Consider the following 309-nt stretch of genomic DNA (forward strand, 5'->3'; position numbering starts at 1 on the left):
CGTCGATTCATTCAATCCGTGCCTCGCGCGATCCTCTTGCGCCGCATAAGACCGATTGCTGGTCGGCGAGACCCGCTCGTTTTCCATGTCCTCATCGATTTTGTCGGCAGGCTGTTCGTATGCTTTTCGAGCACCGATGATCGAGAGGAATTTGCCGAATGTCTTCGTGCGCGCGGCGTAGGTTTGTCGTCCACGCCGGCCGCTGCCGTCTTTCGTCGCGCGTTGCGACCATGAATCCATGAATGTGTCGGACTTGTTCGGGCCGTCAGCATTGGCGAGACTGTACGGTGCGTGCGCCAGCACGTAGGC

The 309-nt window shown here is 58.9% G+C and carries 1 pseudogene; it reads right to left on the reverse strand.

What is annotated here, in order from left to right:
• Nucleotides 1-240, reverse strand: a pseudogene (locus DIE04_RS29560) (hypothetical protein); the annotation flags it as partial.
• Between the last annotated feature and the right edge of the window lie 69 nt (nucleotides 241-309).

It is taken from the genome of Burkholderia sp. Bp8994, from assembly GCF_003853805.1.
Taxonomy (GTDB): Bacteria; Pseudomonadota; Gammaproteobacteria; order Burkholderiales; family Burkholderiaceae; genus Burkholderia.